The sequence below is a fragment of the Kitasatospora sp. NPDC048298 genome (assembly GCF_043201465.1).
Lineage (GTDB): Bacteria > Actinomycetota > Actinomycetes > Streptomycetales > Streptomycetaceae > Kitasatospora.
This window is the reverse complement of the sequence record NZ_JBICYZ010000102.1, coordinates 1,363-26,364: the sequence shown is the minus strand read 5'-3', so window position 1 is coordinate 26,364 and position 25,002 is coordinate 1,363. Positions and strand designations below refer to the sequence as shown.

Genomic DNA, 25,002 nt, shown 5'->3' with positions numbered 1-25,002 from the left:
CGCAGCACAACCCACCCCGCAAACCGCCAACCCACCAAAACCGGAAGGAACTTACTGTCCCACACTCACCCCAACCGACTTCGCCAGCAGAGTCGGCAGGCCGACTTCCTGCGCAAAAGGGGGCTGCGAGGGCGGTGGGAGTGGTGGGGGGAATGAGGCGGCCCTCGTCGGACTCGCGGAGTTCGACCGCGCCGCTGGGGGGATGGCGTCAACGAGCGGGATCAGGGCCTGACTGTCGTGGACGTGGTTCCGGTTGCGGGTCCGATAGCGGCAATCGATAGTGGACACGGTGGCCATATGGCGCGCGCCGGAGTGTGGGCCAAGCCGCCGGTGGGCCTTGTGCCATTGGTCGTCCTGGTCTGGCGACAACGGCAGGGCCCCTGGCAGGGAGCCACTTCGCCCCTCCCTTGCGCCGGCAACCCTTCGCGGTCCGCACCGGCAGCGCGGGGCTGTACATGAGACCGTCTCCACCCTCCCGGAATCTCGAGAGGAGCACTCTTGTGATCAAGAATACTCTGGCACGTCTTCTGACGGCGTCGGCTCTTGTGGCCGGTGGCTCGATGCTGCTCCCCGACCCCGCGGTTGCACAGGCAGGCTTCCACGTCGTCAACATGGCAACGGGCAAGTGCGCGACCCCCGCTGGAGGAGTCTCCACTGACAACAACGTCACCCTCGTTCAGTACAACTGCGACAACGACGCCTCGCGGCACTGGTATCTCGGCAACTGGAGCAACAACACCTTCCAGCTCGTCAACGCGAAGACGGGCAAGTGCGCGACTGTGGCTGGAGGAGTCTCCACTGCCAACAACGTCACCCTCGTTCAGTACAACTGCGACAACGACTCCTCGCGGCGCTGGCGCCTCAGCAACGGGGACGGCAGCTCCTACCAGTTCGTCAACGTGAAGACGGGCAAGTGCGCGACCGTGGCCGGAGGGGTCTCCGCCGACAACAACGTCACCCTCGTTCAGTACAACTGCGACAACGACCGTTCGCGCCGCTGGCAGCTGGCGTAAGAAGCTGTACGACAGGGCCTCTGGTGGAGCTACCAGTAGGCCCTGTTGCGCTGTCTGCGCCCTTGTACCCGGTGCTTATGCCTCCCGGGGGAGTCGGCCCCTCGCGCAAGCGTGCGCGAGGGGCCGGGAGGGTTCAGGCGTGGTGGTTGAACTCGCCGGTCTTGATGCCGTGGAGGAGGGCGGCGAGGGCGGTGGGGGTGGTGCGGAGGGTGAGGTGGCCTTCGTCGGACTCGCGGAGTTCGACTGCGCCGCTGACCGTGCGGACCTCCAGGCACTCGTTGTTTGCGGCGCTGTAGCTGGACTTCTGCCACTCGGTCTCGGTCATCTGTGCCTCCGGGGGAGTCGGCCCCTCGCGCTGAGTCAGGCGCGAGGGGCGGTGGAGACGAGGCGGTAAAGCGAGGTGGTTGTGCAGGAAGTCGGGCAGGCCGACTTCCTGCGCAAAGGGGGAGGTTGCAAGGGTTCAGGGGTGGTGGTTGAACTCGCCGGTCTTGATGCCGTGGAGGAGGGCGGCGAGGGCGGTGGGGGTGGTGCGGAGGATGAGGTGGCCCTCGTCGGACTCGCGGAGTTCGACCGCCCCGTTGATGGCGCGAACCTCCACACACTCGCTCGAAGCCCCGCTGTAGCTGGACTTCTGCCACTTGGTGTCGGTCATTTGTGCCTCCGGGGGATTCGGCCCCTCGCGCAAGCATGCGCGAGGGGCCGGTCAAGGTTCAGGCGTGGTGGTTGAACTCGCCGGTCTTGATGCCGTGGAGGAGGGCGGCGAGGGCGGTGGGGGTGGTGCGGAGGATGAGGTGGCCCTCGTCGGATTCGCGGAGTTCGACCGCCTCGGCGGCCGAACGGACCTCCACGCAGTTCTCGACGTTGCCGCTGAAGGAGGACTTCTGCCAATCGGTGTCGGTCATGTCGGGCCTTTCATAGGTTCTGTGCGATCTTGTGGATCAAGTCACGAGAGTCGGTCTCGCTCAGTGCGGAGGATTCGGTGCGATCGAAGATGTAGCGGTAGCTGTTCAGCTCGTTGGCGGCGTCGAGATATTCGGGTCCGTGGGAGGACTCCCGTTCGACTGTGTCGAGTTCAGGGACGGCGCCGAAGGAGTAGGTGAGGTTCTCGGCAGCCCCGGGGAAGGTCTCGATGTCGAAGGGCACGACTCGGACGGTCAGCCAGGGCAACTCGGAGTCTTCGAGCAGTGAGGACAGCTGGTCCTTGAGGATCGGAGTGCCACCGAACCGTGTCCAGAGAACTGACTCGTAGATGAAGAGCGTCGTCGGCTTCGGATTGCGGCGCAGGTCTGCCTTGCGTTGCATTCTGAACGCCGTGCGTGCTTCCAGCTCGTGTCGGGGGAGGGGAGGAAAGACGCGCCCGAAGACGGCCGAGGCGTAGCTGAGGGTCTGGCAAGGCCCTGGCATGTGTGTGAGAAGCCACAACTTGAGCTCGTGGGAAGTCTTCTCCAACTCGGCGTTCTCAAGGAAGCCGTCCGGGACCGTGCCTCGGTACTCCTCCCACCAGCCTTTGGAGCGGTCCAGGACTATGGCTTCCAACGCGTCGATCAAGGGTTCGTTCATGGATTTGCAGGCAGCTGCGAAGGAACGGAGTCGCTCGGGGCTCACGCCGACCTTGGCCGCCTCGATCTGGCTGACTTGAGTCCGGTCGATGCCGAGCGCTCTGCTCAGGTTGGTGGTCGACAGGCCGGCGGCCTCACGCATCTTCCTGAGCTCGGTACCGATGCGCAGCTGACGCAGCGTGGGGTTTGCTCGTGGCGGCATTCGAACCTTCCTGGCCAGTGTGGACCAAGTCTGCCGCGCTGTTGTGCGCAGGGTCCACTTGGGGGTGAACCTATCCGGAATTGGGATCACATGTGATTCCGATGGAGTATGGTCGATCTCACATCGATCCGACAGATCGTCAGTAACGCCTGCTAGCAAGCACCGCAGAGCAGCCACGCCCAATTCCGCCGGCCTGGCTCACGGCGACACATGTTCCGCCGGTTCCCCCTCACTCACGCCTCGGGAGAACTCCCATGCGTCACATCAACACGCCCACCATCGCCATCGCCCGCCACACCCTCCACAACACCATGACCCGTGTCGGCTGGGCCCCCTCCCTCATCTCCGACGCGCAGCTCGCCCTCTGTGAGCTCCTCGTCAACGCCTGGCGCCACACCGAAACCCCCGCGCCGCTGGTCGAGATCATCTCCGTCGGCGACTCCCTCCGCGTCTCCGTCACGGACGAGAGCCCGGTCCTGCCCTCTGCCCCGCCGCTGTCCCTGCTCGCCGAGTCGGGGCGCGGCCTCCAGCTCGTCGAGGCCCTCACCCACCGCTGGGGCGTCGACCCCCATGAGCGTGCCAAATCCGTGTGGTTCGAGCTGCTGAAGGACGCCGCCTGATGGTCTACCGTCCCGGCCGTCACCCGATGCTGCCGACCGACCCCCGGATCCGGTACTACACCGAGGACCATATCCGCGCCCTGCTGGACGAAGTCCGGGAGCGGGGGCGCGAGTTCGGCCTCATCTTCCCCTCGATCGACACCGACAGGACCATGGACGGCCGCGTCCTGGTCCGCTTCAACACCGCGCCGGCCTCGACTCTGTTGAACCTCCTCACCCTGCTCCTCGACGCCGAACGCAGGACCTCGTGCGATACCTGATCGGGACGGCCTTCGCCGTCCTCCTCGCCCTCGCCTTCGCGACCGTCGCCCTGGGCGTCGTCACCGCCCTCCGCGCGGCCCCGACGCCCGACGAGGACGCCTGACCGCCTCCGCCCGCCGCCCCCGCCGCCCGCGCGCCGGGGGCTGCGGCACTGCTCCACCCGCGCCCTTGACGGCCCTTCACCGGTGGGGCAATGGTCGTGGAACTGCGTGGAATCCACTCGGTACAGGAGGTCGCCATGACGCTGAAGTCCTTGGCGATCTACCCGAACACCCCCGATGACGGCTCGCCGACCATCTGGCTGGACGAGGCGACCGGCGACCTGGTGATTCAGTCCTGGAAAGCCGACGAGGCCACCATCAGGGAGGCCCAGGAGGTCGGTTCCATCCCGGGCACTCTACGGGCATCCCGGATCACGAGGGCGTGTTCCGGCTGCCCGCCGACATGATCCAGTACATCCTTGCCCTGCGTGAGGACGCGAAGGAGTCACGTGACAACGCCCACCCGTGACGGGCTGGCCAAGGCAACGCGCACGGCCGTTCACCTGGAACTTCGTGACGCCTACGGCGAGAGCGAACCCGAGTTCCAGCGTTGGAGACTCGGCCACCGCTACGTTCCTGAAGACCGGCCCGAGTGGTTCCAGGGCTGGGGTGAAGCGGTCCGTGAAGCGGTGTCCCGCGGCGTGGCCGTTCGGCGGCTGCGGATCGTCTCGGCGCCGGTCACCGACTACATCAAGTACGAGCAGCACGTGACCTACCTCAACATCGCGGCAGGCGAACAGGTCCGCTGGCTGCGGCGGGCCGACATCCGGGACACCCCGCTCCCCGCCAACGACTTCTGGCTGTTCGACGACGCACAGGCCGTCGTCAACCACTTCACCGGCGACGGTGAGCTCAACTGCCGCGAGGTCGTCTCCGAAGCCACGGAACCGGGCCTGCTGCGGTTCTTCGGCGCGGCCTTCGACTCGCTCTGGGAACTCGCCGTCCCGCACCAGGAGTACGCGCCCGAGTAGTCGAGTTGGTGCCGGGCCTGCGCCGCCGACGACCAGGCGGACGACCCGGCTGCGAGCGGTTGATCCCGGTGGTCCCGACCCGGTCGGGACCACCGCGACACGGAAGGGTGGTCTTCGCCCGAACCCCTGCGCCCGGACCCGCCGGGGGCACCAGGATGGCCCGAGTGACAACCCCACCCGCCCACCCCGCCGCGTCGGACCTCTGGCACCACTACGGCCGCGCCCGCGCCGACGCGGACCGGACCGTCCCCGACGCCTTCCCCTGGGTCTGGGCCCAGGACGGCGGGCCCGGAAGCGAGGTGCTGGGGGACGTCACCGGCCTCGTACTGGCCGACCTCGGTGCGGGCGCCGCCCGGCACGCCGCCCACCTTGTCGTCCACCGCGCCCCGGCCCGGGTCGACGCCATCGACGCCTCTCCGGCTCAGCACGCGATGGCCCGTGACCTCTACGGCCATCTCGCGCCGCGCCTGCGCACCCTGCACGCCAACGCCATCGAACACCTGGAGGCGCACCCGGACGAGTACGACGTCCTCTACTCGGTGTTCGGCGGTCTCGACTTCGCCGACCCCCGCCGACTGCTGCCCGCGGCCGCCCGCGCCCTGCGTCCCGGCGGGCTGCTCGCCGCCTCCACCCTGGGCCACTACGTCGGTGGAGCGCCCGCCGAGCCGGACGTCCGGCACGCCGACATCCCGGCCCGCACCCCGGACGGTACTCCGGCGACGATGCGCCGCTGGGTACTCCAGGAGCACGTCTGGACGAAGCTGCTGGACGAGGCCGGGTTCACCGCGATCGGCATCGACCGCCTCCCGCCCGCCACTTCGGGCGTACGCTCGGCCGACACGCTGCTTCTCCGGGCCCACCGGCAGCCGTGAGGAAGGCCTTCACGGCGCCGGCAACAGCAAGGCCCGCGAAGCCGTCGCGGCTACGTGGCGGGCGGTGCCCGGCCGGCGAGTCCCTCGGGTGCGCGGGCCTGATGCCCCGAACGCCCTCAACGGTCGTTCCGCCGGCCGCCGGTGGTCTTCGGCGGGGCAGCAGCCGTGGTGGGAAGGCGCACGGTGAACACCGAACCGGTGCCGGGCGTGCTGGCCGCGCGGACGTCGCCGCCGTGGATCTCGGCGAGCTTCCGGACGATGGCGAGGCCGAGACCGCTGCCGCCGCTCTGGCGGTTGCGGGACTTCTCGGCCCGCCAGAAGCGTTCGAACACCAGCGGCAGGTCCGCCGCGGCGATGCCGTTGCCGGTGTCGGCGACCTCGATGAGCAGGGCGTCGGCGTCCAGGCGGGCCCGCAGGGTGACCGTGCCGCCCGGCGGGGTGTGCCGGACGGCGTTGGCGACCAGGTTGCCCACCATCTGGCGCAGACGCACCGGGTCGGCGAACACCTCGTACCCGGCCGTGGCCGCGACCGGTTCGACGGTCAGGCTCACGCCCGACGCCCGTGCCCCGGCGCGGTGGGCGGTGGCGACCTGGGCGAGCAGGTCCTCGGCGTCCACGGTGCGGCGGTGCAGGGCGAGTTCGCCGGCGTCGGCGGCGGCGAGGTCCCGCAGGTCGTCGATCAGGTGCTGGAGCAGTAGGGCCTCCTCCAGCAGCGAACTCGTCAGGGCGTCGTCGGCGGTGACGACGCCGTCCTCGACGGCCTCCAGCCAGCCGCGGATGTTGCTGAGCGGGGTGCGCAGCTCATGCGCGATGTCGCCCACCATCGCCCGGCGCAGCTCCTCGAGTTGTTCGCGGCGCTGCGCCATGGCGTTGAAGGCGGCGGCGAGTCCGGCGATCTCGTCGCGGCCGGTCGTGGCCACCCGGGCGGAGAGGTCCCCGTCGGTCATCCGCCGGGCGGCGCGGGTGAGTGCGTTCAGCGGCCGGGAGAGCCGCAGTCCGACCGTTGTGGTGATCGCCACGGTGACGGCCAGGACCAGCGCGGCGACCTCGGCGACCCGCCCGCGGTGAGGGGCGGACAGGACGGGGCCCGGATCCTCCGCCCCGGCGGGTGCGCCGACGAACAGCAGCACGGGCGGTGCCACGTACCGGACGAGTTGCTGCCGGCGGGAGTTGGCGAGGCAGGCGGAGATCGCCTGTTCCTGAGCCGGGTCACGGGGCGGGGACCACTGCAGTGCCAGGGACAGCGTGACGGGCCGGATCTGCTGGCGCTCCAGGCAGGCGTTGACGAGTGCGGTGAGGTCGGCGAGGGCGGCGCTCTCGGTGCGGGTCGGGGCGTCCAGTACCAGGGGGGAAGCGCAGCGTGTGGCGGGGGCCGGGCCGCCGGGGACGCTCACCACGGGGTGTCCGGCGGGGTCGTCGGTGACGGTCGCCTCGACGCCCAGTTCCGACCGCAGGCAGCCGGCCCGGTTGCGAGCGGCCTCCTCCATGGCCGTGCGCTCGGCGGTCGTCAGCCGGAACGGGCCCACGGCGCGGGCGTCGATCCGGTCGGCGGGGGCGTCGGGCAGCATGGCGAGGTCGACGGAGAGCGGGTCGACGGTGGTGGTGGGGGTGTGGGGCAGGACCGTGTGGTCGGCGCCTGCGCCTGCGCCTGCGCCTGCGCCCGCGCCCGGGGCCGACGCCGCGGAGTCGATGACCGGATCGAAGCGCGGTGTGGCCAGCAGGATGCGTTGCCCTGTGTCGGCGGCGAGCCGCCGCACGGTCGACTCCGCGCCGGTCCAGTCGGGGTGGGTTGCGGCGTAGCCGAGCAGTTCGTGGTAGATCCGGACCTGGTCCGCGAGGGCCTGACGCCGCTCCTGCCTGATCACGCCCGTCGTGGTGCGGGCGGTCAGCCAGGCCGTCGCGGCGATGGAGCAGAGGGAGACCAAGGCGGAGAGGGCGAGCAGCCGGAGCAGCAGGCTGCGGTGCGGCGGGGTGTCACGACGCACCGCGCGGCCCCTCCGCGAGCTTGTAGCCGATGCCGTAGACCGTCAACAGGCGTGTGGGGCGCCGCGGTTGTGGCTCGATCTTGCGACGCAGGTTCATCACGTGGGTGTCGACGGTCCGGGTGGTGATGTACCGGTCGATGCCGTGCAGGTGCTCCAGCAGCTGGGCCCGGGTGAAGACGCGGCCGGGCTGGGCGGCCAGTACCTCCAGCAGCCGGAACTCGCCGGGTGTGCAGCTGACGGGACGTCCGTCCGCGGTGACCTCGTGGCGCAGGGGGTCGACGGTGAGGGCCCCGGTGGTCAGCACCGCCGGCCGGGGCGGCGGGGCGGCGTCCTGGGGCAGCGGGTGAGAGCCGCGGCGCAGCAGGGCGCGGACCCGGGCGACGAGTTCGCGGGGACTGTAGGGCTTGGTGAGGTAGTCGTCGGCGCCGAGGTCGAGCCCGAGCAGCAGGTCCTCCTCGGTGGTGCGGGCGGTCAGCATCAGTACCGGGACGGCGGATTCGGCGCGCAGGGCGCGGCAGACGTCGAGTCCGTCCATGACGGGCATCATCACGTCGAGGACCAGGAGCTGGGTGGGGCCGTTGCGGGCCTGCTCCAGCGCGGCGCGGCCGTCGTGGACGACGACCACGCGATGCCCTTCCCGCTCCAGGTACAGGCGGACCAGGTCGGCCTGCTTGGGATCGTCCTCGGCGACCACGACATGTGCGCACATGAGGATGATCGTAAGTCGCCCTCCGCAAGGCACTCCCACCGGTTCACGACAGCCTCTCGACAAGTTCCTGACACCGACGGACCAGGGTGGGTGGAACCCGCCGGGGGAGTGCCCCGGCCCCGCCTCCGAAAGGCTCCCGTGTGATGCCCTCCCCCCGTCCGGTGTCCCTCACCGCCCGCGCCCTCGGGGCGGCCCTGCTGCTGTCCACCGTCCCCGCCGTCGCGGCGACGGCCGCCACTCACGGGCCGGCTCCCGCCGTGCCCGCCGTCACGGCGGCGGAGGTGATGCCGCACCTCCAGGCCCTGCAACGGATCGCGGACCGCAACGGCGGCAACCGAGCGCACGGCACCCGGGGGTACGCGGAGTCGGTGGCGTACGTGAAGCAGGCCCTGGACCGGGCCGGCTTCCGGACGCAGCTGCGCCACTTCTCCCACGACGGCAAGGACGGCTACAACCTGATCGCCGACTGGCCGGGCGGCGACCCGAATCACGTACTGCTCTCCGGCGCCCACCTGGACAGCGTCCCGATGGGCCCGGGGATCAACGACAACGGCTCCGGCTCGGCGGCCGTCCTGACCACCGCCCTGCAGGTGGCCAAGGCCAAGCTGAAGCCCGAGCGGCACCTGCGTTTCGCCTGGTGGGGAGCGGAGGAGCTGGGGATGGCCGGCTCGGCGGACTACGTCAAGAACCTGTCCGCCGCCGACCGCAAGGCCATCGACCTGTACCTCAACCTCGACCAGGCGGGCAGCAGGAACGTCCAGCAGTACCTCGTGGTGAAGGACGCGAGGAACGATGGGACCGCGGCCTTCCAGGCCTTCGAGAACTGGTTCGGCGCCCGGGGCCTCGCCACGTTCGACATCCCGCTGGACAGCTCCGACACCCAGTCGTTCGGGGACGCCGGCATCCCGTCGTCCGGGTTCAGCAGCGGCGTCTCGGACTGCCTCCACAGCGCGTGCGACAACCTCGCCAACGTCGACCCCGCGACGCAGGAGACCAGTACCAACGCCCTGATCGGCGTGGTGTGGCAGTTCGCCGCCATGACGCCTGCCGCCCCCGCCCCCGCCCAGTCCTGACCACCCGTCCCCAGGAGCCGCAGATGCGCGCACCACTGAGCCACCACCGCCGCAAGGCCGCCGCCCTGGTGGCGGCCACCACCGCCCTCGGCGTCGCCCTGGCCGCCGTCCCCGCGGGAGCGGCCGGGGCGGGCGACCCCTACTTCCCCGACGACGGCAACGCCGGCTACGACGTGGCGAACTACGACGTCCGGATCGCCTACGACCCGGCCCGGCCCGACCTGTTGAAGGGCGACACGACCGTCACCGCCCGGGCCCTGCGGTCGCTGGACCGCCTCTCCCTGGACCTCAAGGGCTTCCAGGTCGCCTCCGTCACCGTGAACGGCATCCCGGCGAAGTCGTTCTCCCGCTCCGGCGCACACAAGCTGGACATCGAACCCGCCCGCCGCGTGGCCGGCGGCGCCACCTTCGCGGTGCGGGTGGTGTACGCGGGAGAGCCCGACCCCGAGGGCTGGCACCTGCTGGTATCCGGCGGCGTCAACGCGATGGGCGAGCCGCACTCCGCGACCTCCTGGTTCCCGTCCAACGACCACCCGTCCGACAAGGCCACCTTCTCGCTCACCGCGACCGTCCCCGACGGTTGGACGGCCATCGGCAACGGCCGGCCCGGTCCGACCACCAGCGCGGGCGGTTCGACGACCTTCCGCTGGCGCGAGGACAAGCCGATGGCGACCTACCTCAGCACGGTCGCCATCGACAGGTTCACCGTCCACCGCTCGGAGCTGCCGGACGGGACACCGGTCATCACGGCCTACGGCCCGGACGTGCCGATCGACGAGATGGCCAAGGCGACCGAGGCCCAGCAGCCGGAGATCCTCGCCTTCCTGGCCTCGACGTTCGGCCCGTACCCGTTCTCCTCCGCGGGCGCCATCGTCCGTGGCGAGCCCAAGGTGTCGGGCACGGGCGCGCCGGACCTGGAGACCCAGAGCCGACCCACCTACACCAGCTACTTCTGGGACGCCGCGGCGGTCCACGAGATCGCCCACCAGTGGTTCGGCGACAGCGTCTCGTTCACCGACTGGCGCGACGGCTGCATCGCCGAATGCGTCGCCCAGTACGCCAACCAACTGTGGGAGGAGCACAGGGGCATGAACCTCGACACCACCTTCTACGCCCACAACATCGAAGAGAACAGGAACAACCCGGCGTACTGGTCCACCAGGCTGTACGACCCCGGCCAGGGCAACGAGCTCAGCGCGGCCCTCTACTTCAAGGGCTCCCTGATGATGCACGCCCTGCGGCGCACCGTCGGAGACGACGCGTTCTTCGGCACCCTCAAGCGCTGGACCGCCGACCACGCCTACGGCAACGCCTCCTTCCCGCAGTTCGAGGCCTTGGCCGCGAAGGTGTCCGGCAAGGACCTCAAGGGTTTCTTCGACGCCTGGGCCCACGGCACGACGATCCCGCCGAAGGAGTACCTCTACCCCGGCACCCTGGCCCCGCTGGCCGGCGGATAGGCCATGTCCGACAATCGACCACGCGCTCGGCGGGAACCGTTCGGACAGGCTCGGCGGCGCGCCTCGGCGAGCTGACGCGCGACGTCGTCGGGGTACCGAACACCCCATGGCGCAGGAGGTCGGCCGGGCCGACCTCCTGCGCGGGGTCACGCGCTGCCGCCCCTGCCGTGCAGGAGGTCCGCGATGCGCGCGTCGACCTGCTCGGGGGCGTAGCCCCGCCACCTGATCCGGAAGGCCGGTACGGGCGGCGGTGCACCGGCTTCGGACAGAACCCTGAGGTAGTCGTCGACTTCGGGGCGGTCGTAGCCGCGCCGCACCAGGTCGAAGCCGCGGAACTCCGGTGATGCCGACATGTCGTGGGTCCTCCGGCTCGTTGCGCGGACGGCGTCAGGCCTGTCGATCCTGTCATACGGATCTCGGCAGGATCACCCGGCTCCGGCCGTCAGCCGGTGGCGAGGTGGGCGGTGTAGAAGTCGGCGAGCTTGTCGACGGCCGGGGCGACGTACTCCTCCTTGTCGTAGAGGTCGACGTGGCCGGCGCCCGCGATCCGGTGGAGCTCCTTGGGGCCGGTGGCGCGCTGGTGGGCTTCGACGGCCATCCAGGCGGTGACGGCGTGTTCGCCGATGATCTGGAGGACGGGGCGGGGGCCGATCAGCGGGACGGCGAGGAAGGCGTCGTGAAGCGCCATCCGGTCGACGCTCTCCCAGGCGAGGGTCTTCGCGGAGCGCTCGTGTTCGCCGCGCGGGGTGCAGTAGTACGCGAAGCCCTCGGCGCCGTGCCGTCCGCCCAGCGCGTGGGCCTGCTCGGCGGTCTCCGGGAACACGGGCAGCGCCCCGGGGTCCTCGCCGCGGGCCGCCGCGGCCGCGTCCAGCAGGGCCTCGAAGACGGCCGGGTCCTGGGTACCGTCGGCGCCGAGGCGGAACTGGCGGGCGGGTTCGGCGGTGGACACGGCGGCCACGGCCCTGACCCGGCGGTCCGTGCCGGTCGCGGCCAGCGCGTAACTGCCCGAGGCGCAGATGCCCAGCAGGCCGATCCGCCCGGCGTCGACCTCGTCGAGGGCCGAGAGGTAGGACACCGCGGCCTTGAAGTCCTCCACCCGCTGGGCGGGGTCCTCCAGGCCCCGTGGCAGGCCGCCCGACTCGCCCTGGTGGGCGGCGTCGAAGGCGAGGGTGACGAAGCCGCGCTCGGCCAGCAGCCGCGCGTAGGTGCCGGAGGTCTGCTCCTTCACGCCGGTGCCCGGGTGGCCGACCACGAGGGCCGGCCGCGGGCCGGGCGCCGGCGCCTGCGGGGTGTAGAGGTGGCCGACGAGCGTGATGCCGGCGCTGTCGAAACGGACGGTAGGGACGTCACGGACCTCACGGACCTCACGGACGTCACGGAGGGTACGGACGGTACGGACGGTACGGACGGCGGTGCGGGCCATGGGGCGCTCTCCACTGGGACGGTGACGGGACGTGACGCACCGGCGCCGGGGCCCGGGGCCCCGCCCTGCCGGGCACGCCTCCACGTTCGGCCACCCGCCGTCCGCGCGGGAGCGTCAGACCTGTGCCCGGGAAAGAACCTGCCCCCTCGGAACACGTGCCCCGCCCGCCCCCGCACACCGACACTGGACGCATGACCGCAGACTCCGACTCCCGGGCGCTGGGCGCCTTCCTCAAGGCCCGCCGGGCCCAGCTGTCCCCACGGGAGTGCGGCCTCCCCGAGACGGACACGGCCCGCAGGGTCGCCGGGCTGCGCCGCGAGGAGGTCGCCCGGCTCGCCGCCATCAGCGTGGACTACTACACCCGGCTGGAACAGGGCCGGGTCCGGGCGTCCGCACCCGTGCTCACCACCCTGGCCCGCGCCCTGCGCCTCGACGACGACCAGCAGACGTACCTCTACGAACTCGCCGGCCGGACCGACGCCCGCCCCCGCCCCCGCCGCCCCGCCCAACGCCTGCGCCCCGCCATGGGACGGCTGCTCGACCAGCTCACCGACACCCCCGCGCTCGTCCTCGGCAGACGCCTGGACGTCCTGGCCTGGAACCCCGCCGCCACCGCCCTCTACACCGACTTCGCAGCCCTCGCGCCCCACCACCGCAACTACCTGAGGCTGCTGTTCACCGAACCGGTCGTCCGGCAACTGCACCGGAACTGGTCCCACGACGCCCGGGAAGCCGTCGCCGCGCTGCGCATGGAGGCCGCGGCCGACTCCGGCGACCCCGACCTCGCCCGACTCGTCGGCGAACTGTCCCTCCAGGACGCCGACTTCCGCACCTGGTGGGCCGAACACCGCGTCAACAGCGCCGGTTACGGCACCAAGCACTACCGCCACCACCTGGTGGGGGACCTCACCCTCGACTGCGACACCTGGACCAGCCCCGACGGCTCCGGACAGCGCCTCATGGTCCTGACCGCCGAACCGGGCAGCCCCTCCCACGACGCCCTGCGCATCCTCACCTCGTGGACCACCCGGCAACCGGACACCGACCGGCAGCCCAGCACCGACCAGGCGCAGGACCCCACGCGATGAGAACCGCGCCGCCGGCGCTGATCGTGGCAGGTCTGTTGCACACGAAGTGGCGCAGCTCACTGCCGTCCGGCGCGCGGCGTGATCGACTCGCTCGATGCGCCAGTCCTCCACGCCCCGCCGCCCGCTGACGGTTCGTCACATCTCATTCGCCGCCGCAGCGCTGCTGCTCGCGGGCTGTGGCACCGCGACGACCGCGGGCTCCGGCGGCGAACCGGAGGCCTCCGGCAGCCCCGCGCCGTGCGGCACCCCGGCGCCGACCGCGCCCGGCGGCGTGCCGCAGCCGACGAAGCTCGCCCAGGGCGGGGCGCGGATCACCGCCGCCGGGCCCACCTGCTTCGAGTACGAGGTGACCAACCCGAACAGCGAACCGTACGACTTCACCGTGGTGTTCAACGGCCCCGATCCGGGCCAGGGGGCGGCGGTGTTCGGCGGCCCCGGGGGAAGGGTGGGGAACCTGACCCGGACCGTCACCGGGCTCGCCCCAGGCGCCACCGAGAAGGGGCGGATCGACCTGACCACGCCCGGCCGGACCCCGCGGACAGGCCAGCCGCCCACCCTGACACCGCCCGAGGCCCGCGTGCCGAAGCCCGAACTCCTCAAGGTCCGCAGCGTGCCCACCGCCGAGGCGCCCAATGCCGGCGGCCCCTGCCCGGCCTCCGGCCTGCGGCTGTACGCCGACGAGGGCGACGCCGCGATGGGCCTGCGCGTGGTCGGGCTGCACCTGCGCAACTGCGGCACCGCCACCGTCACCCTCGACGGCTACCCGCAGGTCCAGCCGCTCGACCTCGACCACAAGCCCCTCGACGGGGTGCGCGTCCTGCGCGGCGGCGCCGAGATCGCCACCGGCACCGGCGCCGACGACCCGCCCCGGCGGATCGACCTGCGCCCGGGGGAGGGCGCCCGCACCACCCTGGTGTGGCGCAACACCACCGAGGCCGGCGCCGGCGAACCGCTCAACGCCCCCTACGTCCGGGTGCGCGCCACCCCCGACGCGGCCCCCGTCATGGTCACCCCGGAACTCGACCTCGGCACCACCGGACGCCTCGGCGCCGGCGCCTGGGTCAGGGAGGACAGCAACGACAAGCCGTCACCGGCAATGTGATCGCACTGTGATCGGACCGTCGTCAAGCGCTGCGATCATGATCACTACGGTACGGCGGTATGTCCCACACCGATCCTGACCAGCCCCAGTCCCAGCGGGTCTGGCCGCGCAACCTCGCGCTCGCCGCCGTCGCCGCCGCACTGACCGCCGGTGCCTGCACCCTGCTGCAGCCCGCCGACGACGAGGGCGACTCCTCCCCGGCCGCCGCGGCGCCGTCGTCGTCGGCGGCATCCGCGATTCCCTCGGCATCCGCGGCCCTCACGACCCCGTCGGCCTCCGCGACCCCCTCGGCCGGTTCCCTGCTGCCGCTCGACCAACTGTTCCCCGCCCGGGTGACGGCGGCCGGCGGCGAGGTCTACACCAGGATCGGATCGAAGGCCATGCCGTCCTGCGTCGAACCGGACTCGGTCGGCCCCCGGCTGATCGGGATGATCCGCGCGTCGAAGGGCTGCCTGGGCGAGCAGATCGCCCTGTACACCGACAGCGCCAAGAACCAGTACAACCTGGCCGTCTTCACCATGGCCGACCCCGTGGACACCGTCCACCTGGTGACCACGCTGAGCATGGCCTTCGACGACTACCAGGTCGGCGCCCAGGCCCCGCCGCCCTCCGCGGGCCTGACCACCCTGCCCCCGGACAGCGGCATGGTGCAGATGTTCTCCGGCGCCGGCCGGGCGATGGTCGCGGGCCTCGGCCAGTGGTCCGACGGCCGCACCGCCGACTACCAGACCCTCGTCGACAAGCACCTGGACCCGCTGCAGAAGGCGATCGGCCAGGCCGTCTTCGCCCACGAGTCCGCCCGCTGACAGGCCGCGCCGGAATCCGGTGGCCCGGCACGCTCCCCCGTGGCGTGCCGGGCCGCCGGCATGGAAACAGAACTTGAGATTCCGCTGCGCGGTGTTCCTCGATGAGCATGCCAGGGAGGTACCCCGCCGTGTTGGCACCGAGTGGACAGTCCTTGGCATTGCGTGCACTGATCCGGGATTCCCGCCTGCTCGTGCGCATCGGGTGCCCATGATGCGGGGTTCTCGCGTTCACGGCCGTGGTGCCGGCGGTGGCGTCAGTCGAGGGTGAGGCGCTTGTTGAGGGCCTCGCCCGAGGGGAGGGGATCGATGAACCTGTGCAGGAACGTGAGCATCGCGTCGGTGTCCAGGCCCTCGCAGGCGGCGTCCATCGCGCCGTAGAGGAACTCCTCGATCCCGGCGACCTCGGTGGCCAGGCGCTCGCCCTCGGGGGTGAGGCTGAGCTGGAGGTAGCGGCGGTCCGTGTCGTCGGTGCGGCGCTCGACCAGCCCGGCCGCGACGACGCGTTCGACCAGCCGGCTGGGGTTGGTGCCGCTCTCGCACACCAGGAGCTGTCCGAGCCCGTTGAGGCTCAGGGTGCCGTGCTGCTGGAGCAGGCGCAGCACCTCGGCCTGGGACGGGGTGATGCCGTGGGGTTTGAGGGCCTGGATCAGCAGCCGGTTGCCCTCGCGCTGGGCTGCCAGGATCGCGAACCGCAGGTGTTCGGCCTTACGCATCGATGTCCTTCCGGGGGGTCGGCTGGGCGGCGAGGAAGTCCTCGACCGCGGCGGCGTAGGTTACCGGGTGGGAGAAGCGGAGCATGTGGCCGGTGCGCGGCAGCACGACCTCCCGGGCGTCGGGGATGCCCGCGAGCATGATCCTGGAGGCGTCCTCGCCGATCAGCACGTCGTGCGAGGGGGTCAGGAGCAGGGTCGGGACCTCGACCCGGCCCAGCGCGGCGACGTAGTCGGCGGTGAGACTGGCCCGCACGCGCGCGTCGAAGGACGCGGCCGGGGTGTTGGCGAGGAACAGTTCGCGGCTGCGCGCCTCGCTCCAGGGCACCTGTCCCTCGCCGTCGAACGGGGAGGCGAGGCGGTGGGCGTGGGCCCGCAGCGTCAGCTGGGTGTAGAGCGGGCCGCGGGCCCTGCCGATCACCCGCATCAGGGCCTTCCACGGCTTGGAGTCGACCGGGTTGGCCGCGAATCCGCCGGACAGGACCAGGGCGCGCAGGCCCTCGGGACGGCGGGTGGCGAGCGCGAGTGCGATGTTCGCGCCGAACGAGTCGCCGACCAGCACGTAGTCGTCCAGGTCCGCGACCGCCTCCTCGACGTGGTCGGCGTAGCGCTCGATGTCGTCGACGCCCTCGGGCAGGCGCAGCGTCCGCTTGGGCGCGTCGCCGTAGGGGGCGAGCTGCTCGGCGCTCCACGGGGCGCCGGAGAAGCAGGGGACGAAGACGAGGGTCGGAATCTTCTCTGAAGTACTCATACCGGACAGGTTACACGACATATGTGTCGTGACACATGTTGGCCCGGGTCGGGGGAGGCGTCGGGGGAGGGGTCGGGGGCGGGCTGGGGGTGGGGCCGGGGCCGGGGTCGGGACAGCCCCGCGCCGCCTGTGCGGCTACCCTCCGGCGGTCCCGGCCAGGGCGTGGAGGCGGTGATCGCGGGGGGAGAGGCCGTACGCGGCCTTGAAGGCGCGGCTGAACTCGGCGGCGCGGGGCAGGCCGCAGCGGGTGGCAACGGCGTGGACGGGCAGGTCGCGCAGCGCGGGGTCGGCCAGGTCGCGGCGGGCCCGCTCCAGCCGGCGGCGGCGGATGAAGGCGGCGACGGTCTCGCCGCCGGAGTGCCGGGTGAACAGGCGGTGCAGGTAGCTGACGGAGATGTGGTGGGCGGCCGCGATCGCGGTGGGCGTCAGCTCGGGGTCGGGCAGGTTGCGTCCGACGAAGGCCCGGACGTTCTCGACCAGGGCCCGCTGCCGGGTGTCGTCGGGTACGGCGGCCTCGGCGTCCAGCTCCCGGGCGAGCCAGGCGGTCACCAGGTCGACCACGATGCCGCCCAGGCGGGGGCTCTCGGCCGGGCCCAGGGCGGCGGCCTGCCGGTCGAGGCTGAGGAGGAAGTCCGAGACCAGCGCGCCGGATCCCTCCCGGGAGGAGAAGCCGCGGCCCAGCAGGTCCTCCAGCCGGTGCGGTGCCAGCGGCAGCAGGGCGAGGGGGAAGTCGACGCCGACGGCCTCGATGCGCGGGGCCCCGGGGGCCTTGGCGGCGCGGGTGCCGAAGGACCGCAGGTCGAAGGGGTGGGAGCTGTCGAGCATGTGCAGGTTGCCCGGCCCGAAGGTCTCGGTGCGCCCGGTGTCGCGGGTCAGGGTGAAACCGCCGTCGAGCAGCAGGGTGATGTGGAAGGCCTCCGGGTCCGAGTGCCGCACCCGGCGCGCGGTGCGGTGGAAGCGGGTCGGCGGAAAGGAGCTGCGCAGCAGGGTCACCGGGCCCAGCTCCAGGCGCCGCATCTCTGCCCGGAAGTCGTCGCGGTGCTCGCTGGTCACGTCGCTGTCCCGGGTGCGGCTGACCAGCTCCCGCCAGCAGTCGAACCGCTCCTTCACGGGTACGCCCTCGCTGCGGAACACGCTCTCCGTGTTCGTGGCCACCGTCCGCCCATCCCTTCCGGGGGCCCGTCCCCCTGCCCGGCCGGGGCCCTCCCTCCCCACCCGGTGTCACCGGCACCTCGCAGCCGGTGACACCGAAACCTACAAGGTCGGGCCGGAGGAGGTCAGTCCGGGTACGCCCCCGTCAGTCGTCCTCCGGTGCGCCGAGGGCGAGGGTGAAGCTGAACCGGTCGCCGCGGTAGAGGCTGCGCACCTGCTCCAGCGGGCGCCCCGCGGCGTCCAGGCTGCGGCGGTGCAGCAGCAGCATCGGCAGCGCCGGCGGGGTGCCGATCAGCAGCGCCTCGCGCGGGGTGGCCAGCACCGTCTCGATCCGCTCGTCGGCGGCGCCGATCCGCACCCCCTGCCCGCGCAGGTAGCCGTAGAAGGACCCCTCCGGGTCGAAGTCCCGCTCCAGCGCGGGCACCCGGGCGACCGGCACGTACGTGGACTCCAGCCCGACGCGCTCCTCGTCCGCGCGCAGCACCCGCTCCAGGTGCCACAGCGGCTCGCCCTCGGGGACCTCCAGGCACCGGGCCGTCGCCGCGTCGGCGGGCAGCCGGTCCAGGGCGATCAGGGTGCGGCCGGGGCGCAGGCCTTGGCGCGAGACGCCCTCGGTGTAGCTGCTCAGGGACAGCGGCTGCTCGATCTTCGGCCCGGCCACCACCGTGCCCCGGCCCTGCCGGCGCAGCCGCCCCTCCAGCAGCAGCTCGCGCAGCGCCTGGCGCACGGTGGCCCGGGCGACGCCGTGACGCTGCGCCAGATCGGCCTCGGTGGGCAGCCGCCCGCCCGGGCCCAGCTCGGCGATCAGCTCCTCCAGGCGGGCCTTGACCAGGTAGTACTTGGGCACCCGGCCGTGCTCGGGGACGCCGGCGCGGGCGGGCTCGGGGGCGGCCCGGGGGATGGGGTGGTTCACCGCGCAAGCCTACCGAGCGCCCCGTGGGCCGTACGGGCGCCCCGGGGCCTTTGATCACGAAAGCGTAACGGGTCTGGTCTGAATTTCGGCGGTTGTTCATACAACCGTGGATTCGGTGAGGGGTCTGCCTCGCCCGGCCGACCCATCCTCACTCCCGGTGCGAATGCACCGCACTGACGACCAGTTGGGAGCCCCTCCGTTGCGCACCTCCCGCCCCACCTCCCGCCCCATCTCCCGCTCCGCCCGCTCCGCCGCCCTCGCCGCCGTCACGGTCGCCACCACCGTCGCCACGCTGATCCCGCTGTCCGCCTCCGCCTCCGCCGCGACCGCCGCCGGCCCGTACCAGGGCCTGCCGAACGGCACCAAGCAGGCCAAGACTCTGGTCATCGGCGTCGACGGCACCCGCTACGACAAGCTGCTCACCGCCGACGCCCCCAACCTCAAGGCCCTGATGAACGGCGGCATGACCGCCACCAGCAACCTCTACGCCAACCCGCTGGCGCCCACCCTCTCCGGCCCCGGCTGGTCGACCATCGCCACCGGCGTGTGGCCCGACAAGCACCAGGTCAAGGACAACGCCTTCACCGGCTCCCGCTTCGACCTCTACCCCGACTTCGCCACCCGCCTGGAGAACGCCGACCCCGGCAACTCCACCCTGGTGATCGGCTCCTGGAACCCCATCGCCGGCAACGTCTTCAACGGCCGCGCCGACCTGCGCCTCCAGGAGAGCGAGAACGACACCAAGACCGCCGCCGACGCCGTCGACTACCTCTCCCACGGCAACCCCGACACCACCTTCCTGCACTTCGACCAGGTCGACGAGGCCGGCCACAACCACGGCGGCACCAGCCCCGAGTACGCGGCCGCCCTGCATTCCGCCGACGCCCTCGTCGGCCAGGTCCTCCAGGCCGTCAAGTCCCGCCCCACGTATGCCTCCGAGGACTGGCTGATCATCGTCACCACCGACCACGGCCACACCGACGCCGGCGGCCACGGCGGCAACAGCGCCAACGAGCGCCAGACCTTCCTGATCGCCAACGGCACCGGCTACACCCCCGGCTCGCGCCGCTACGACGTCAAGCCCGTCGACATCGCCCCCACCGTCCTCAAGCACGAGGGCGCCGCCATCGACCCGGCCTGGAAGCTCGACGGCCGCCCGATCGACGAGATCGTCCCCGACGACTTCGACGCGCTGCGCCCGAGCCTGCAGACCCGTGCCGACGAGAGCGGCATCCCGGCCACGGTGAAGGGCTGGACCCACACCCCGCCGGCCGGCTGGAGCATCGACAACTCCCGCATGCCCAGCGGCGGCGTCACCGAGTGGCGTGGTTGGACCTTCGCCACCGACGAGTTCTGGACGGCCGCCCAGCTCGCCCAGTCCCGCGAGACCAACGTGCGCGCCCGCAACGTGTTCGCCGTCGCCGACTCCGACGAGTGGGACGACAAGGCGCACGGCGCCGGCCAGTTCGACTCCACCCTGGTCAGCCCGGCCTACCCGGTCTCCGGCGCGAGCCGCGGCGTGCTGTCCTTCGCGACGAACTACAAGATCGACGGGCCGCAGACCGGCGACGTCTACGTGGTCTTCGACAACGGCGCCCCGCAGCTGGTGAAGTCCTACCGCAGCGACCTCAACACCGTCGAGAACCTCCCCGTCACCGTCCCCGCCGGCGCCACCACCGCCCGCTTCCAGTTCCGCTACACCGGCACCAACAGCGCCTTCTGGACCGTCGACCAGGTCGGCTTCACCGCCTCCTGAGCCGCACGGCCGCCGGGTGGGGGAGGGGCACCGGGCCCCGCCCCCACCACCGTCGCCTTGGCGAGGGCGCCGGTGTCGGTGCTGGTCAGGATCGCCCCGGCCGGCATGGGGCGCGGCATGCACTGGGCCTGCACCCTCCTGGAGTGCTGACCGGCCCCGACGCCTGAGCGCTCCCGGCGTCCCGAGGCGGCGATCCCCAACTGACGTGAACAGCCGGAAGGTTGGTCGTGCACATGGGCTGTTGCGGGCGGCCGGTGCGTCCCTATACTGCCGTTGCCCGACAGCCGGAACCGGCCACGGGCATCCGCTGCCGCGCCCGGCCGGGCCGCCCGGCCGGCCCGTACGAGGGAGAACCGATCATGGTCAAGCACTACCTCAAGTACGCCTTCAGCACCCTCACCGCCGCGATGTTCCTCCACATGGTCTGATCCGACCGACGACCCGACCGATGGCCTGATCCGATCGATCGCCCGATCCGATCGGCGCCCCGGCCCCGGTCGACCCCGGCCGGGGCCGGGTGGCCCACCGTCCGACCCTGGCCCGGGGAGCCTGCATGTTCGCGACCGCGCTGAGCCAACTGCGCTACGGCGCAGCCATCCTGACGAACCGCCGGATACGGCCCAAGGACCTGGAACGCCTTGCCCGCGACCTCGTCGCCACCATCGCCGAGTTCGGCGAACCCGGCGAGGACTCCGCCCTGCTGCCCGGCCGGACCGGCCCCGTCGACCCGAAGGTGCGGCGCGAGGTCGCCCGGCGCAGCCTGCGCGCCACCGCCCGCACCGCGGCCCGCCACACCGCCCACTACCGCCGGCAGTTCGCCGAACTCGACCTCGACCCGGCCACGTTGGAGCCCGAGGACTGGTCGCGCGTCCCCGTCACCCCCAAGCAGGCTCTGCGCGCCATGCCCGCCGCCTTCGTCTCCGACGCCGCCACCCCCGTCCTGATGGCACTCACCACCGGCACCAGCGGCACCCCCACCGCCGTCTGGTTCTCCCGCGCCGAACTCGAGTGCGCCGTCGCCTTCAGCACCATCTCCGCCGTCCTCGGCCTCGGCCTGCGCCCCCGCCACACCGTCGCCTACGCCGGCTGCTCCCGCGCCACCATGCCACTGGTCAACGCCGAGGAGTCGGCCACCCGCGCCGGAGCAGGCTTCGTCCAGTTCGGCACCGTCGGCCCCGCCGTCGCCCTCGACCGCCTCGCCGCCCCGCTCGGCCTGCCCGGCAAGGACCCCCGGATCACCCACCTGACCACCTCCGCCTCCTATCTGGCAGCCCTGGTCCAGGAAGCCGAGCACCACAAGTGGCAGAGCGCCGACTTCGGCCTGCGGTCGATCAGCGTCGGCGGCGAGGTGCTCTCCACACCACTGCGCCGCCGCGCCGAAGCGGCCTTCGGCGCCACCATCACCTCCGCCTACCTGATGACCGAGATCCTCCCCTCCGGCGCCACCCCCTGCACCCAGGGCCACCTCCACCACACCACCGAGTTCGGACACCTCGAAGTCCTCGACCCGCTCACCTGGGAACCCACCGCCCCCGGCGCCACCGGCACCGTCGTCCACACCCCCTACGTGCCCTACCGCGACTGCACCCTGCTGCTGCGCTACGCCACCGGCGACCTCGTCCGCCTCCCCGCCGAGCCGCCCACCTGCGAACTCGCCCACCTGCCCGCCACCTCCGAGATCCTCGGCCGCTGGAACGGCCCGCTCAGCCGCACCGTCACCACCCGCGACGTCCTCGACCTCGTCGAGGCCGAACCCGAGGTCCCGCTGCCCGCCCGCCACGCCCTCACCGAAGGCCCCGACGGACCCGACGGACCCGCCCGCCTGCACCTGCTCGTCGACCGCCTGCCCGCCACCGCCCTGCACGGCCGCCTGGAAGACCGCGCCCGCGCCGCCGGACTGCGCCTGTGCGACATCGTGCTCCACGACGACCGCACCGCAATGCCGCCCACCGCACCCGTCCGCGCCGACCTGCGCGAGCACACCTTCGACACCCTCGACAGCCACGGCACCCCAGACCATCGCGGCGCCATCAACGACCCCAGCAGGCGGAGGAACTGAATGGACGTCAGCCCAACCGCCCTGGCCGCCCTCAGCGCCGCCGTCGCCGCCGAGATCACCCTGGCCGCCCGGTACCTCGCCCGCATCCGGATGCCCCGCCCCCCGGTCGGCGTCTACACCGGCGCCGACGTCGCCGTCCTGTGCGCCGGCGTCGTCCTCGCCCCGCTGCTCTACACCGCCCTGCCCGGCGCCGCCGTCTCCGCCGTCTTCGGCCTCGTCGGCTGCCTCGCCGTCCAGTTCACCCTCGCCCCGCTGCTCGCCACCACCCGGCTGCGCGCCACCCCCTGGTCCTGGGCCACCGCCCTGGCCGCCACCGCCGCCACCGCACTCGCCGCCCTCACCGGCCACCCCGGCGCCGCCCGGGCCGGCAGCGACCTGATCATCGCCACCGCCGTCATCGGCGTCGCCAACCTCTGGACCCAGAGCGGCATGCGCTCCACCCACACCGCCGCCCTCGCCGCCGTCCTCACCGGCTACGACCTGGCCGCCACCACCCTCACCGACACCACCACCCGCTTCTTCGCACAGGTCCAGGACCGCCCCTTCGCCCCGATGCTCGTCCTCACCGGCGGCCCGGCCCCCGTCGCCGTCGGCCTCGGCGACCTCCTGCTGCTCGTCCTGTACCCGCTGGTCGCCGCCAAGGCCTACGGCCGCACCGCCGCCTGGGCCGCCGCCCTCACCGGCCTGCTCACCACCAGCGCCGTCAGCGCCTGCTTCGCCGCCGGCTGGCTCACCACCGGCTTCCCGCTGCTCACCGCCCTCGGCCCGCTGATCGTCGCCCAACACCTGTACTGGCGGCGCCGCTCCGGCGGCGAGCGCACCACCGCCCAGTGGCGCGAAGGCCACCCCCTCCCGCCCCAGGTCCCCACCCACACCGAACCCGCCGAACTCGCCGCCGCCCTCGCCGCCCCCGTCCCCGACGGCACACCCCCGGGTACGTAGGGCCCGTCTCCTGGATCCTTGCCGGGCCCGCGACGCTCCCCCAGCCTTCGGCCGGGAGGTACCCCCAAGGCACAAGCGCACCTCGCCGCGTTGTCGTCAGTCGCCATGCCGCTGCACAGGAAGTCGGCCTGGCCGACTTCCTGTGCAGACAGTGGACGAGCTACGCCCAGGCCAGGGCGTGCCGCGAAGGTGGAGGCCGGCCCGCGAAAATCGCTGTTGCGTCTCCGCCGCACAGTGATAGAAACCCCGGGTGACCAAGATCTTGAACTTCCCTGAGCTGCTGCGCCTGATCGACGAGCGGTCGGCCGCCTTCCGGGCCGCGATCGCCTCCGCGCCCAGCCTCGATGTGCAGGTGCCGACCTGCCCCGAGTGGACGCTGCTCGACCTGGTGCACCACCTGGGCGGGGGGCGTCGCGCCTGGGCCGCCACGGTCGCGGCTGGGCCGGACGCCTCGGGCAAGTTGGCGGGAGAGGGCCTGGACGCACCGCAGGAGCGCGAGGCCCTGCTCGCCTGGCTGGCCGAGTCGACGCAGCAGATGCTGGACGCGTTGCGGGAGGCCGGCCCGGAGCGCGGGTGCTGGGCGTGGTGGGGCTCGTCGCAGTCGCCGCGGACCTGCGGCGCCGTCGCCCGGCACCAGCTCCAGGAGATCGCGATGCACACCTATGACGCCCAGCTCACTGTGGGCGCCCCGGAGCCGCTGCCGGAGGAGGTGGCGCTTGACGGTGTCGAGGACTTCCTGTTCACCTGCTGCACCACGACGGTCGCTTGGCCGCACAAGCCCGCCGTCGTCGACTATCACGTCACCGAGGGCGGCTCCTGGCGCCAAGCGCTCTCCGCCGATGGTTCGCGGGCCTTCCGTCTGCCCGAATCCGCTCCCGCCGCCGGCGAGGACCCGGAGTCGGTCGACGCCTCCGTCCGGGGTACGGCGAGCGACCTGGTCCTGTCCTTCTACGGTCGCATCCCGCTGGACTCCCTGAAGCTCGAAGGCGACCGGCACCTCTTCGACCTGCTGGAGAAGTGGGACATGCAGTAGGAATGCCTGGAGTGGGACCGCGCACCCAGGGTGCGTATTCGGTTGCGATCACTCTGGGAAGTTGCTCTCGCGGCGCGGTCTGATCCGGTAGTCGGAAGAACGTCGGCGCATCCGGCGCCGCCGCAGGATCCGCTTGAAGGCCGCCCTGCTCGGGCGGTCCAGGAGCGGGCAGACCGGCAAGGTCCACGTCGCCGGCGAGCGCAGGTGTCGCCCGCTGGTCTTCGCCCTGACCGAGGGTCAGGTCGCCGACAGCCTGCAGTTCATCACCGTACTGGAGAAGGTCCGTGTCCGCGGGCCCGTCGGCCACGACGCCGAGCTCTACAAGGACCGCAACACCGTCGAGCGCCTGATCAACAAGCTGAAGGCCTGGCGAGGCATAGCCGGTCCTCCTCGCGCAGATACCGCGAGGGACCGGGCGGGGGGGGGCCCCCCCGGGGGGGGGGGGGGCCCCGGGGGGGGGCGGGGGGGGGGGGGGGCGGGGGCCCCCCCCCCCCCCCCCCGCCG

Annotated in this window: 27 protein-coding genes and 1 pseudogene; 16 read left to right on the top strand and 12 right to left on the bottom strand. The window is 72.2% G+C overall.

Annotated elements, in window-relative coordinates:
- The first annotated feature begins 455 nt into the window (after positions 1–455).
- Positions 456–1,013 carry an RICIN domain-containing protein gene (locus ACGF0D_RS41050; protein ID WP_392925327.1) on the top strand — a complete coding sequence of 186 codons (558 nt, stop codon included), beginning with the start codon at positions 456–458 and terminating at the stop codon, positions 1,011–1,013.
- 133 nt (positions 1,014–1,146) lie between these two features.
- Here the strand turns inward: ACGF0D_RS41050 and ACGF0D_RS41045 are convergent, their stop codons facing one another.
- The 4 genes from ACGF0D_RS41045 to ACGF0D_RS41030 all read right to left on the bottom strand — a co-directional run bounded on the left by ACGF0D_RS41045 (position 1,147) and on the right by ACGF0D_RS41030 (position 2,774).
- A complete protein-coding gene (locus tag ACGF0D_RS41045; protein WP_392925325.1) occupies positions 1,147–1,338 on the bottom strand; it encodes a DUF397 domain-containing protein in 192 nt (63 codons plus the stop codon).
- Between the two features lie 135 nt (positions 1,339–1,473).
- The gene (locus ACGF0D_RS41040) at positions 1,474–1,665 is read right to left on the bottom strand and encodes a DUF397 domain-containing protein (protein ID WP_392925324.1); all 192 of its coding nucleotides are present in this window, start codon (positions 1,663–1,665) and stop codon (positions 1,474–1,476) included.
- Positions 1,666–1,723: 58 nt separating this feature from the next.
- Positions 1,724–1,915, bottom strand: coding sequence for a DUF397 domain-containing protein (locus tag ACGF0D_RS41035; RefSeq protein ID WP_392925322.1), 192 nt, complete (start codon positions 1,913–1,915; stop codon positions 1,724–1,726).
- Positions 1,916–1,925: 10 nt separating this feature from the next.
- Positions 1,926–2,774: a helix-turn-helix domain-containing protein gene (locus ACGF0D_RS41030; protein ID WP_392925321.1), complete on the bottom strand. Its 849-nt coding sequence runs from the start codon at positions 2,772–2,774 to the stop codon at positions 1,926–1,928.
- Between the two features lie 254 nt (positions 2,775–3,028).
- On the opposite strand from ACGF0D_RS41030, the gene ACGF0D_RS41025 reads away from it, so the two are divergent.
- The 5 genes and pseudogenes from ACGF0D_RS41025 to ACGF0D_RS41005 all read left to right on the top strand — a co-directional run bounded on the left by ACGF0D_RS41025 (position 3,029) and on the right by ACGF0D_RS41005 (position 5,539).
- Complete coding sequence (locus tag ACGF0D_RS41025; protein ID WP_392925320.1) at positions 3,029–3,394, top strand: ATP-binding protein; 366 nt, start codon at positions 3,029–3,031, stop codon at positions 3,392–3,394.
- Complete coding sequence (locus ACGF0D_RS41020; protein ID WP_392925319.1) at positions 3,394–3,654, top strand: hypothetical protein; 261 nt, start codon at positions 3,394–3,396, stop codon at positions 3,652–3,654. Before ACGF0D_RS41025 ends, ACGF0D_RS41020 begins: the two co-directional genes overlap by 1 nt.
- A gap of 239 nt (positions 3,655–3,893) precedes the next feature.
- Positions 3,894–4,165 (top strand): annotated as a pseudogene (locus ACGF0D_RS41015) (hypothetical protein).
- Positions 4,146–4,667, top strand: coding sequence for a DUF6879 family protein (locus ACGF0D_RS41010; RefSeq protein WP_392925317.1), 522 nt, complete (start codon positions 4,146–4,148; stop codon positions 4,665–4,667). The pseudogene ACGF0D_RS41015 and the gene ACGF0D_RS41010 overlap by 20 nt, the downstream one beginning before the upstream one ends.
- 164 nt (positions 4,668–4,831) lie before the next feature.
- On the top strand, positions 4,832–5,539 hold the full coding sequence (locus ACGF0D_RS41005; RefSeq protein ID WP_392925316.1) for a class I SAM-dependent methyltransferase: 708 nt from the start codon (positions 4,832–4,834) through the stop codon (positions 5,537–5,539).
- A 116-nt stretch (positions 5,540–5,655) separates the two neighbouring features.
- On the opposite strand, the gene ACGF0D_RS41000 is transcribed toward ACGF0D_RS41005, so the two are convergent.
- Together ACGF0D_RS41000 and ACGF0D_RS40995 are read right to left on the bottom strand one after the other, a co-directional pair.
- On the bottom strand, positions 5,656–7,524 hold the full coding sequence (locus ACGF0D_RS41000) for a sensor histidine kinase (protein ID WP_392925314.1): 1,869 nt from the start codon (positions 7,522–7,524) through the stop codon (positions 5,656–5,658).
- The gene (locus tag ACGF0D_RS40995; RefSeq protein WP_392925312.1) at positions 7,514–8,233 is read right to left on the bottom strand and encodes a response regulator transcription factor; all 720 of its coding nucleotides are present in this window, start codon (positions 8,231–8,233) and stop codon (positions 7,514–7,516) included. The genes ACGF0D_RS41000 and ACGF0D_RS40995 overlap by 11 nt, the downstream gene beginning before the upstream one ends.
- Before the next feature lie 143 nt (positions 8,234–8,376).
- Between ACGF0D_RS40995 and ACGF0D_RS40990 the strand changes: the two genes are divergently transcribed.
- Together ACGF0D_RS40990 and ACGF0D_RS40985 are read left to right on the top strand one after the other, a co-directional pair.
- Positions 8,377–9,306, top strand: coding sequence for a M20/M25/M40 family metallo-hydrolase (locus ACGF0D_RS40990; protein WP_392925310.1), 930 nt, complete (start codon positions 8,377–8,379; stop codon positions 9,304–9,306).
- A gap of 23 nt (positions 9,307–9,329) precedes the next feature.
- Positions 9,330–10,763, top strand: coding sequence for a M1 family metallopeptidase (locus tag ACGF0D_RS40985; RefSeq protein WP_392925308.1), 1,434 nt, complete (start codon positions 9,330–9,332; stop codon positions 10,761–10,763).
- Between the two features lie 146 nt (positions 10,764–10,909).
- On the opposite strand, the gene ACGF0D_RS40980 is transcribed toward ACGF0D_RS40985, so the two are convergent.
- The gene (locus tag ACGF0D_RS40980) at positions 10,910–11,116 is read right to left on the bottom strand and encodes a hypothetical protein (protein ID WP_392925306.1); all 207 of its coding nucleotides are present in this window, start codon (positions 11,114–11,116) and stop codon (positions 10,910–10,912) included.
- An 89-nt stretch (positions 11,117–11,205) separates the two neighbouring features.
- Positions 11,206–12,186: an alpha/beta hydrolase gene (locus ACGF0D_RS40975; RefSeq protein WP_392925305.1), complete on the bottom strand. Its 981-nt coding sequence runs from the start codon at positions 12,184–12,186 to the stop codon at positions 11,206–11,208.
- 191 nt (positions 12,187–12,377) lie between these two features.
- On the opposite strand from ACGF0D_RS40975, the gene ACGF0D_RS40970 reads away from it, so the two are divergent.
- The 3 genes from ACGF0D_RS40970 (at position 12,378) to ACGF0D_RS40960 (ending at position 15,182) form a co-directional block, all read left to right on the top strand.
- Positions 12,378–13,274: a helix-turn-helix domain-containing protein gene (locus ACGF0D_RS40970; RefSeq protein ID WP_392925303.1), complete on the top strand. Its 897-nt coding sequence runs from the start codon at positions 12,378–12,380 to the stop codon at positions 13,272–13,274.
- 94 nt (positions 13,275–13,368) lie between these two features.
- Positions 13,369–14,376 (top strand): DUF4232 domain-containing protein, encoded by a 1,008-nt coding sequence (locus ACGF0D_RS40965; RefSeq protein ID WP_392925301.1) that lies wholly within the window; start codon positions 13,369–13,371, stop codon positions 14,374–14,376.
- Positions 14,377–14,435: 59 nt separating this feature from the next.
- Positions 14,436–15,182 carry a hypothetical protein gene (locus ACGF0D_RS40960; RefSeq protein WP_392925299.1) on the top strand — a complete coding sequence of 249 codons (747 nt, stop codon included), beginning with the start codon at positions 14,436–14,438 and terminating at the stop codon, positions 15,180–15,182.
- 254 nt (positions 15,183–15,436) lie between these two features.
- On the opposite strand, the gene ACGF0D_RS40955 is transcribed toward ACGF0D_RS40960, so the two are convergent.
- The 4 genes from ACGF0D_RS40955 to ACGF0D_RS40940 all read right to left on the bottom strand — a co-directional run bounded on the left by ACGF0D_RS40955 (position 15,437) and on the right by ACGF0D_RS40940 (position 18,708).
- The gene (locus ACGF0D_RS40955) at positions 15,437–15,895 is read right to left on the bottom strand and encodes a MarR family winged helix-turn-helix transcriptional regulator (protein ID WP_392925297.1); all 459 of its coding nucleotides are present in this window, start codon (positions 15,893–15,895) and stop codon (positions 15,437–15,439) included.
- On the bottom strand, positions 15,888–16,643 hold the full coding sequence (locus ACGF0D_RS40950; protein WP_392925295.1) for an alpha/beta fold hydrolase: 756 nt from the start codon (positions 16,641–16,643) through the stop codon (positions 15,888–15,890). Before ACGF0D_RS40950 ends, ACGF0D_RS40955 begins: the two co-directional genes overlap by 8 nt.
- 135 nt (positions 16,644–16,778) lie before the next feature.
- Positions 16,779–17,798 carry a helix-turn-helix domain-containing protein gene (locus ACGF0D_RS40945; RefSeq protein ID WP_392883321.1) on the bottom strand — a complete coding sequence of 340 codons (1,020 nt, stop codon included), beginning with the start codon at positions 17,796–17,798 and terminating at the stop codon, positions 16,779–16,781.
- A 142-nt stretch (positions 17,799–17,940) separates the two neighbouring features.
- Positions 17,941–18,708: a GntR family transcriptional regulator gene (locus ACGF0D_RS40940; RefSeq protein WP_392925293.1), complete on the bottom strand. Its 768-nt coding sequence runs from the start codon at positions 18,706–18,708 to the stop codon at positions 17,941–17,943.
- 199 nt (positions 18,709–18,907) lie between these two features.
- Between ACGF0D_RS40940 and ACGF0D_RS40935 the strand changes: the two genes are divergently transcribed.
- The 5 genes from ACGF0D_RS40935 to ACGF0D_RS40915 all read left to right on the top strand — a co-directional run bounded on the left by ACGF0D_RS40935 (position 18,908) and on the right by ACGF0D_RS40915 (position 24,498).
- On the top strand, positions 18,908–20,464 hold the full coding sequence (locus ACGF0D_RS40935) for an alkaline phosphatase family protein (RefSeq protein WP_392925292.1): 1,557 nt from the start codon (positions 18,908–18,910) through the stop codon (positions 20,462–20,464).
- A gap of 254 nt (positions 20,465–20,718) precedes the next feature.
- Positions 20,719–20,892, top strand: a complete 174-nt coding sequence (locus ACGF0D_RS40930; protein WP_392925291.1) for a hypothetical protein — start codon at positions 20,719–20,721, stop codon at positions 20,890–20,892.
- Positions 20,893–21,017: 125 nt separating this feature from the next.
- Positions 21,018–22,523, top strand: a complete 1,506-nt coding sequence (locus tag ACGF0D_RS40925; RefSeq protein WP_392925289.1) for a phenylacetate--CoA ligase family protein — start codon at positions 21,018–21,020, stop codon at positions 22,521–22,523.
- On the top strand, positions 22,524–23,465 hold the full coding sequence (locus tag ACGF0D_RS40920) for a hypothetical protein (RefSeq protein WP_392925287.1): 942 nt from the start codon (positions 22,524–22,526) through the stop codon (positions 23,463–23,465).
- Positions 23,466–23,715: 250 nt separating this feature from the next.
- Positions 23,716–24,498: a maleylpyruvate isomerase family mycothiol-dependent enzyme gene (locus ACGF0D_RS40915; protein WP_392883314.1), complete on the top strand. Its 783-nt coding sequence runs from the start codon at positions 23,716–23,718 to the stop codon at positions 24,496–24,498.
- Positions 24,499–25,002: the final 504 nt, after the last annotated feature.

Bases quoted from the DNA above. Each gene is read 5' to 3' on its own strand.
- ACGF0D_RS41050 (WP_392925327.1), top strand. From the start codon at position 456: ATGAGACCGTCTCCACCCTCCCGGAATCTCGAGAGGAGCACTCTTGTG.
- ACGF0D_RS41045 (WP_392925325.1), bottom strand. From the start codon at position 1,338: ATGACCGAGACCGAGTGGCAGAAGTCCAGCTACAGCGCCGCAAACAAC.
- ACGF0D_RS41040 (WP_392925324.1), bottom strand. From the start codon at position 1,665: ATGACCGACACCAAGTGGCAGAAGTCCAGCTACAGCGGGGCTTCGAGC.
- ACGF0D_RS41035 (WP_392925322.1), bottom strand. From the start codon at position 1,915: ATGACCGACACCGATTGGCAGAAGTCCTCCTTCAGCGGCAACGTCGAG.
- ACGF0D_RS41030 (WP_392925321.1), bottom strand. From the start codon at position 2,774: ATGCCGCCACGAGCAAACCCCACGCTGCGTCAGCTGCGCATCGGTACC.
- ACGF0D_RS41025 (WP_392925320.1), top strand. From the start codon at position 3,029: ATGCGTCACATCAACACGCCCACCATCGCCATCGCCCGCCACACCCTC.
- ACGF0D_RS41020 (WP_392925319.1), top strand. From the start codon at position 3,394: ATGGTCTACCGTCCCGGCCGTCACCCGATGCTGCCGACCGACCCCCGG.
- ACGF0D_RS40995 (WP_392925312.1), bottom strand. From the start codon at position 8,233: ATGTGCGCACATGTCGTGGTCGCCGAGGACGATCCCAAGCAGGCCGAC.
- ACGF0D_RS40990 (WP_392925310.1), top strand. From the start codon at position 8,377: ATGCCCTCCCCCCGTCCGGTGTCCCTCACCGCCCGCGCCCTCGGGGCG.
- ACGF0D_RS40985 (WP_392925308.1), top strand. From the start codon at position 9,330: ATGCGCGCACCACTGAGCCACCACCGCCGCAAGGCCGCCGCCCTGGTG.
- ACGF0D_RS40980 (WP_392925306.1), bottom strand. From the start codon at position 11,116: ATGTCGGCATCACCGGAGTTCCGCGGCTTCGACCTGGTGCGGCGCGGC.
- ACGF0D_RS40975 (WP_392925305.1), bottom strand. From the start codon at position 12,186: ATGGCCCGCACCGCCGTCCGTACCGTCCGTACCGTCCGTACCCTCCGT.
- ACGF0D_RS40970 (WP_392925303.1), top strand. From the start codon at position 12,378: ATGACCGCAGACTCCGACTCCCGGGCGCTGGGCGCCTTCCTCAAGGCC.
- ACGF0D_RS40965 (WP_392925301.1), top strand. From the start codon at position 13,369: ATGCGCCAGTCCTCCACGCCCCGCCGCCCGCTGACGGTTCGTCACATC.
- ACGF0D_RS40960 (WP_392925299.1), top strand. From the start codon at position 14,436: ATGTCCCACACCGATCCTGACCAGCCCCAGTCCCAGCGGGTCTGGCCG.
- ACGF0D_RS40955 (WP_392925297.1), bottom strand. From the start codon at position 15,895: ATGCGTAAGGCCGAACACCTGCGGTTCGCGATCCTGGCAGCCCAGCGC.
- ACGF0D_RS40950 (WP_392925295.1), bottom strand. From the start codon at position 16,643: ATGAGTACTTCAGAGAAGATTCCGACCCTCGTCTTCGTCCCCTGCTTC.
- ACGF0D_RS40925 (WP_392925289.1), top strand. From the start codon at position 21,018: ATGTTCGCGACCGCGCTGAGCCAACTGCGCTACGGCGCAGCCATCCTG.
- ACGF0D_RS40920 (WP_392925287.1), top strand. From the start codon at position 22,524: ATGGACGTCAGCCCAACCGCCCTGGCCGCCCTCAGCGCCGCCGTCGCC.